The sequence below is a fragment of the Moraxella sp. CTOTU47579 genome (genome assembly GCF_032004885.1).
In the GTDB taxonomy this organism is placed as follows: Bacteria; Pseudomonadota; Gammaproteobacteria; order Pseudomonadales; family Moraxellaceae; genus Faucicola; species Faucicola tetraodonis.
Map to the genome: position 1 here is coordinate 1 of NZ_DALZOJ010000031.1, position 7,997 is coordinate 7,997.

At 41.0% G+C, this 7,997-nt stretch carries 5 protein-coding genes and 2 pseudogenes; 4 read left to right on the top strand and 3 right to left on the bottom strand.

Features of this window, described 5'->3' with window-relative positions:
- Positions 1-49 precede the first annotated feature (49 nt).
- Positions 50-355, top strand: a pseudogene (locus tag RTP55_RS11005) (IS66 family transposase); the annotation flags it as partial.
- 181 nt (positions 356-536) lie between these two features.
- Here the strand turns inward: RTP55_RS11005 and cynS are convergent.
- A complete protein-coding gene (gene cynS, locus RTP55_RS11010) occupies positions 537-986 on the bottom strand; it encodes a cyanase (protein ID WP_007116985.1) in 450 nt (149 codons plus the stop codon).
- Between the two features lie 483 nt (positions 987-1,469).
- Here cynS and RTP55_RS11015 point away from each other — a divergent pair, with 483 nt between their 5' ends.
- The 3 genes from RTP55_RS11015 (at position 1,470) to nirD (ending at position 5,484) form a co-directional block, all read left to right on the top strand.
- Positions 1,470-2,330, top strand: coding sequence for a formate/nitrite transporter family protein (locus RTP55_RS11015; protein ID WP_312116996.1), 861 nt, complete (start codon positions 1,470-1,472; stop codon positions 2,328-2,330).
- A gap of 195 nt (positions 2,331-2,525) precedes the next feature.
- On the top strand, positions 2,526-5,093 hold the full coding sequence (gene nirB / locus RTP55_RS11020) for a nitrite reductase large subunit NirB (RefSeq protein ID WP_312386050.1): 2,568 nt from the start codon (positions 2,526-2,528) through the stop codon (positions 5,091-5,093).
- A 70-nt stretch (positions 5,094-5,163) separates the two neighbouring features.
- A complete protein-coding gene (gene nirD, locus RTP55_RS11025) occupies positions 5,164-5,484 on the top strand; it encodes a nitrite reductase small subunit NirD (protein WP_312386052.1) in 321 nt (106 codons plus the stop codon).
- A 64-nt stretch (positions 5,485-5,548) separates the two neighbouring features.
- On the opposite strand, the gene cobA is transcribed toward nirD, so the two are convergent.
- The gene (cobA, locus tag RTP55_RS11030) at positions 5,549-6,409 is read right to left on the bottom strand and encodes a uroporphyrinogen-III C-methyltransferase (RefSeq protein ID WP_312386053.1); all 861 of its coding nucleotides are present in this window, start codon (positions 6,407-6,409) and stop codon (positions 5,549-5,551) included.
- A 182-nt stretch (positions 6,410-6,591) separates the two neighbouring features.
- Positions 6,592-7,665, bottom strand: a pseudogene (locus tag RTP55_RS11035) (IS3 family transposase).
- Positions 7,666-7,997 lie beyond the last annotated feature (332 nt).

The window sequence follows — 7,997 nt, forward strand, 5'->3', positions numbered from 1 at the left end:
GGCACTATCTCGTATTTTTTAGAATGGTGGTAGATGGGATGGTCGGATGCTTACGTATTGCCTAAAACGTTGGACAGCGTTAATTCGCTATTTGGATGATGGCAATTTGCCGATTGACAATAATTGGGCAGAAAATCAGATGCGTCCTTGGGCACTCGGGCGTAAGAACTGGTTGTTTGCAGGGTCGCTTGAGAGTGGTCAGCGGGCGGCGATTGTTATGTCGCTCATTCAATCTGCAAGATTGAATGGTCTTGACCCGTATGCGTATTTGGCAGATGTGCTGCTGAGACGTCTGCCGACACATAAAGATAGCCATATTGATGAGCTGCTACCTCATGTCTGGAAAATGGGATGATAGGGGTATGGTCGGGGGCTTACGTAATGTTAGCCAATAGACGTTAATTAACTGTAATTTAGGAGATTTTTATGCCAATTCGGTGACGTTTTCTATCTTTTAACACCAATTCCAGTTTTTAGTTGAGTTTGAAATTGGTGTCGATAGAAGGTCGCTGGTTTGTGCAAAGGTCTTTAATCAATTAAAAAGTTTTATAAGGTAAAAACTTTCCTGATAACAGGATATTGACGCGGTCTCCTGCAGGATTGTTTTCACGTTGAATGTCCATCGAAAAATCAATCGCACTCATAATCCCATCGCCAAATTCTTCATGAATTAACTCTTTTATGGTTAAGCCATACACACTGATTACTTCATATAAGCGGTAAATCAATGGATCAGAAGGCACCGCTGTTGGCAAGCTACCTTTATAAGGCACAACCTTTAACCACTTTATCTCATTTTCATTTAAATTAAATAAGCCACCTACTTTATTTGCTTGTTCATCATTTAAAGTCATTTGACCTAAGCAAGCGGCAGTAACCCATTCTTTGCTAAGTCCCACTTCTTTAGCAACTTTTTCCCAGGTCAGACCTTTAGAAACTTTGGTTGCAATAATTTTTTCTGTTACTTCTAGGCGATTTTTAATCATCATAGTCTCCTGCTAAATTAGGTAAAGCAATTTGTGTCATTTAAATGTATAAGCGATTTATGAAGAAAAAGTCTTCAAATTTAGTTAAGCAAAAGCCATGCCAAATGACTTTACGTTCTAAATACCGTAATTCTAAACTACAGAAAAGTTATAGGGAAATTATTGAAAATTTGATGAAACATCATTGATAAGTTGCACCAAAAAGATATGGATGCACAAGATTGGATTGATTATATTTTAAAAAATCAAGTAATAATTCTAAATATTAATCTTTAAATTAATCATTTCATATAAATTTTATGAAAATATTAAAAAAATATATTTACTTGTAATTCAATATTTTAATTAATTATTTAATAAATATTCTAGCTATAAATTTTAATTTGGCACACCAGTTGCATCCACTGTTTTGTAATTATTAATTAATGATTGCAAAGTGAGTTTAGTGAATTCTATTTTTCTCAGTTATGTTGGAGTTTTGGTATGTCTTATCTATCCCCAAAAGAGTTTGTCACTAAAATGGTTGATTCGGGTGAATCAAAACTAACCATGTCTTTACGCGATACATTGATTCGATCTTACATGGCTGGTGCTATTTTAGCATTGGCAGCAGTATTTGCCGTCACAGTAGCCACACAAACAGGGGTACCTCTATTAGGAGCGTTATTATTTCCAGTCGGTTTCTGCATGTTGTATTTAATGGGTTTCGATCTCTTAACGGGCGTATTTATGTTAACTCCTCTAGCCCTACTTGATAAACGTCCAGGCGTCACGTTCAATAAAATTCTTCGAAACTGGGGCTGGGTATTCTTGGGTAACTTTGCAGGCGCACTCACTGTCGCAGTTATTATGGCTTTTGTTTTTACCTATGGCTTCAATACACCTGCTGGACCTGTAGGTGACAAGATTGCCCACATTGGTGAAGCTCGAACTCTTGGCTATGCTAAATATGGTATCTCAGGTTGGTTTACTATTTTCCTACGTGGGGTCTTATGTAACTGGATGGTCTCAATGGGCGTAGTTGGTGCCATGGTATCAAGTAGTGTTTCTGGTAAAGTTATTGCCATGTGGATGCCTATTATGTTGTTCTTCTTTATGGGGTTTGAGCATTCAGTGGTAAATATGTTTTTATTCCCCTTTGGTTTAATTATGGGCGGTAACTTCTCTATCATGGATTACTTAGTTTGGAATGAAATCCCAACAGCACTTGGAAACTTGGTTGGTGGTATCACGTTTACTGGCTTAACCCTCTATGCAACTCACTATAAAACAGGTGCAAAACGTAGTTTAGTTGCCATGGATAATACTACAGTGAATAAAAGCTTAACCAAACGCATTGCATAGTTTTTATCACCATTTTTAAGAATGTAATTACCCCTAATAAATCCCTTAGAAGCATTTCGCAAGATTACTTTTAAGGGACTGCTAAATCGAAAGCAACTAACTTCTAATTCACTATTTCCAAAATTTTAATCTATAGCCATTTAATATCATGATGGCTTTATGAAGAATAAACCAGCGTTAAATCAAGGACAAAGCATGAAAAATCTTATCGTCGTCGGTAATGGGATGGTTGGACACCACTTTATCGAAAAAGCGATTGAAAAAAACTTGCACCAAATTTATCAGATTCATGTATTTAGTGCAGAAAAACGCCCGGCCTATGACCGTGTCTATTTATCCAGTTACTTTGAACATAGAGATGCCAGTCAATTAAACTTGGTGGATTTGGCGCACTATAAGCAAGCTGGGATTACCTTGCATTTAGGCGAAGCGGTTAACCACATTGATGCGCAAAGTAAAATCGTCACAACAATCAAGGGTAATACGCTTGAGTTTGACAAATTGGTACTCGCCACTGGTTCTTATCCTTTTGTCCCACCTGTTAAAGGCAATCAACATGCGCACTGTCATGTCTATCGCACCATTGAAGACTTAGATGCGATTTTAGCAACTGCGGACAATCCACGTGTTCAACGTGGTGTAGTGGTTGGCGGTGGCTTATTGGGATTAGAAGCCGCCAAAGCCTTGGTAACACTGGGTTTAACCACGTATGTAGTCGAGTTCGCCCCCCAACTTATGGGCGTACAGCTAGATGCGGCAGGTGGTGAGCTACTGAAGAAAAAAATCGAAGACTTGGGCGTTACGGTACTAACCGGTAAAAATACTCAGCAAATCATCGATAACCATGACGATGATGCTAGTTTTTTAACCATGCAATTTGCTGATGGTAGCTTGCTTGATACCGATTTGATTCTATTTAGTGCTGGGATTCGCCCTGAAGATACTATGGCACGAGATTCTGGGCTAAAACTTGGCGAACGTGGCGGTATCGTCATTGATGACACATGTCAAACAAGCGAGCCAGATATTTATGCCATTGGAGAATGTGCATTATGGGATAACAAAATCTACGGGCTGGTTGCTCCAGGCTACACCATGGCAAGCGTATGTGCCTCACAAATAGCAGGTGAGCATGACAGTCTATTTGACGGTGCGGACATGAGTACCAAACTTAAACTCATGGGCGTCGATGTCGGCAGTATTGGCGATGCCCATGGCAAAATCAAAGACAGTTTAAGCTTTGTCTACCAAAACCCAAAAACAGGCGTGTATAAAAAGTTAGTCACCTCGGACGATGGCAAACGCTTGCTGGGTGCGGTACTGGTCGGTGATACGGAAGATTATAGCAATCTGCTGCAGTTGTTTTTAAACGGTATTGATTTGCCACTACAACCTGAAAGTTTGATTTTACCGAATGTCGAAAAGCCTGTTATGGGCGTAGAGAATCTGCCCGATAGCGCAACGCTATGCTCGTGCTATAACGTTAGTAAAGGTCAAATCTGCGCAGCCGTGGACAATGGGGCCATGACTTATGAAGACATCAAGATCTGCACTAAGGCCAGTACAGGCTGTGGCGGCTGCGCCCAAATTGTCAAAGATACCTTAGTGTCAGAACTCAAAAAACGTGGTATTGAAGTCAAAAATCACATCTGCGAGCATTTTGCTTACTCTCGCCAAGAATTGTATCACTTGGTGCGCGTCAGCAATATCCACACCTTTGAAGAGATGATTGAAAGACACGGACACGGCGATGGCTGTGAAATTTGTAAACCAACGATTGGCTCGATTTTGGCGTCTTGCTGGAATGACTATATCTTAGATAAACCGCTGGTTGCGCTACAAGATACCAATGATGCTTTCTTGGGGAATATCCAAAAAGATGGTACTTACTCAGTCGTACCAAGGATTGCAGGTGGTGAAATTACCGCCGAAAAACTCATTGTCTTAGGTGAGGTAGCACGCGACTTTGGACTGTATACCAAAATCACTGGCGGTCAACGTGTTGATTTGTTCGGGGCTCGCAGCGACCAATTGCCCGATATTTGGGAACGCTTAATCAACGCAGGTTTTGAAACAGGGCATGCCTATGGCAAGTCTTTGCGTACCGTCAAATCTTGCGTCGGTAGCACATGGTGTCGCTATGGCGTGGATGATAGCGTCGGCTTGGCCATCGAACTGGAAAACCGCTATAAAGGCTTACGTGCCCCGCATAAAATCAAATTCGGTGTATCAGGCTGTACCCGAGAGTGCGCCGAAGCCCAGGGCAAAGACGTTGGTATTATTGCCACTGAAAATGGCTGGAATCTATATGTCTGTGGCAATGGCGGTATGCGGCCTCGTCACGCTGAGCTGTTTGCCAGTGACTTGGACACAGCCACGCTGGTTAAATATATAGACCGTTTCTTAATGTTCTACATAAAAACAGGCGACCGCTTACAACGCACATCGGTATGGCGTGAGAAAATGGAAGGCGGGCTTGAGTACATTCAACAGGTGGTCATCAATGATAGCCTGGGTATTGCTCATGAACTTGAAACCCAAATGCAAGCCGACATTGACGCTTACCAGTGTGAATGGAAAACCACCCTGTCTGACCCAGAGCGCCTTAAACGCTTTAAGCACTTTATCAACAGTGACAAAGTCGATGACAACGTGGTATTTGTCGAAGAACGGAGCCAAATTCGTCCTGCAACTGCCGATGAGAAGTCAGTGATTGGCCAAGACGCAACCGAATTCTCAGACCAGACTGCATCACCTGCCTAACGTTAATAACATTCACCAAACTAGGATGTCCCATGGGCATCTCATCGGGTAAAAAATACGGAATCAAATCATGAATGAAATCTGTAAACTAGACGATATTATCCCAGAAACAGGCGTATGTGCATTAGTGGGCGGCGAACAAGTTGCCATCTTTCGGACCCATCATGACGAAGTATATGCCATGCATAACTTTGACCCATTTAGCAAGGCTAACGTCATTTCTAGGGGGCTACTTGGTAGCTGTGAAATTGACGGGCAAAAAGTGCGTTATGTCGCGTCACCTATGTATAAACAACGTTTTGACTTGGCAACAGGTAAGTGTCTTGATGATGAGCGAGTTTCGTTAAGATCGTATCCAGTTAAGGTCAATCATGGCGTGGTGTTTATTTAACTAAATGCCGACAATATATAAAGGGGTATAGAAATCATGCCCCTTTATCTTTACCCCAATCAAACTACACCACTAATTGTTGATAATATTGCCGACTGGCATTTAACTCATTATATAGTGATACGACTTCGCCCATGATCATCACTGCAGGGGAAGGCAGTTTGGCAATATTTTGTAGCGTTTGAATGGTATCAAGTGTCCCGATTAATACCTGTTCATTCTCTCGGCTGACATTGGAAATAATGGCAAATGGAGTATCGGCTGATTTACCTGCTTGCAACAAGCCTTGTGTCAGCGATGGCAAGGTATTTAACCCCATATAAAAAATCACCGTTTGATTATCCGCTAACAACTCAGCATATTGCTCATTCGGCGTATCCGTCTTTAAAAACCCTGTCACAAACTTAACGGATTGGGCATAGTCGCGGTGGGTCAATGGGATATTAACGCTATTGGCAACCGCTAATGCTGTGGTAATGCCTGCAATTGACTCACATGCAATGCCGGCGCTCACTACGGTCTGCATTTCTTCACCACCACGACCAAAGATAAACGGATCGCCTAATTTTAGCCGAATGACGATTTTACCTTGCTTAGCAAGCGTTACTAACAAGCCATTAATATCTTGTTGTGGCATACTGTGCTTTGCACATTTTTTTCCAACGTAAATTTTCTCTGCTGTTGGGTTAATCGCCAAAACCTCATCACTAACCAAATTGTCGTAACAAATAACATCTGCTTTTAAGATAGCTTTATATGCTTTAATTGTGAGTAATTCTGGGTCACCTGTACCTGCACCAACAAGATACACTTTCCCTATTTTAGCTCGAAATTTATCATCCTTTGCACCATGTCTATAAAACGTGTATCCGATATCATCAAAAGCACTGACATCTTGGTAAACTGGACTATTAATTGATGGCATAGGCATTCTCGCTGCAATTTATATATTTGAAAATGAATCAATTTTTAATAATTAATCCATAAATATGGGATTGCAAATACCATGCCTTTTACTATTATATCCTATTGAAAAATGCTATATTTAATTATCGGAATACGTAAGTGTAAATACCCCAAACTTAAAACAACATCAAAGTAGAATCATCAAGCCACCTGTTTAAACTCAGCAGGTGTCATATTACCCAGCGAATCATGCGGTCGTTCGTGGTTATAAACATTGATCCATTCATCCGTTAATTGTCTAACCTCATTTAAATTATTGAACAAATAACAATCTAACACCTCATTTCGATAGCTACGATTGAATCGTTCAATATACGCATTTTGGTACGCAGCCAGGCTTAATGTAATCAACCGAGATATTGTGAGCCGCCGCCCAATCTGTGAAAATAGTTGAGGTAAACTCAATGCCATTATCAACACGAATCTTGTTGGGATAGCCATGCCACTCGGCTAACTGATCTAAATAGCGAATCACTCGTAGTGACGGGATGCTGGTACCAATATCAATGCCTAATAGTTCACGGTTATAGTCATCAATTACGTTAAAGGTGCGAAAGCGGCTATTGTTATGCAGCTTGTCACTCATGAAATCCATTGGCCAAGTATGCCCTAAGCTGTTTGGCACTGTCAGTGGCTCGGGAGCACGTGTAGGCAGTCGCTGTTTGGCTTTGCGACGCAGATTGAGTTTCATCGCTGTATAGACCCGATATACGCGCTTATGGTTCCAGACATACCCGAGTTTACGTAGCCGCTTATAGCACTTTGGAAATCCCCAGCGGGTATGCTTGTCAGTGAGCTCGGTAAGCTTATCAACAATGGCGTCGTCATCGATAAGTTTAGGCTCATAGTAGTAAGCAGTACGGCTAATGCCGACGATCTGACAGCTAACCACGATACTAATATTATGCTGTGCCTGTAGTTGTTGCGCCCAGCCTTTTCGCTGTCCTACAGGCACTACAGTTTTTTTATGATTTCTGCCTGTAGCTGCGATTTTAGGCTTAAGTCAGCATACATTTGCTTGAGCCTGCGGTTTTCTTCTTCAAGCTCTTTTAGTCGTCTGACATCGGATGCTTCCATGCCACCGTATTTGGCTTTCCACTTGTAAAACGTCGAGCTCGCTATGCCATGCTGACGACATAGTTCTTTGACGGGTACACCCGCATCGGCTTCTTTTAATATCGCTACGATCTGGCTTTCTGTCATTCGTTTGCTCATGCTAAAACTCCTTATCTTTAGTTTATAAGAAACTCTACGTTTGAGCTGTTTTATTTTAGGGGAGAGTTACAAGAATGTAAGATACTTTGATCCAAAATATGATTTTTTAGAAAATGGAATATGGCAAGGGGTAAGCAATGAGGCTTGATTCAAATTTGTCGACAATAAATTCGATATATTTTTATCTTAAGCGGGTTCAGTACTTAATTCGTGTAAAATAGCATACTAAGGAATTTAGACGAGTTTCTTAAGGTAGTTTATATTTGTCTAAAAAACGCTGGTTTTTTAGACAATTAAAGGATACTTAAAAATACTCGACAAAAGTCGTTAAA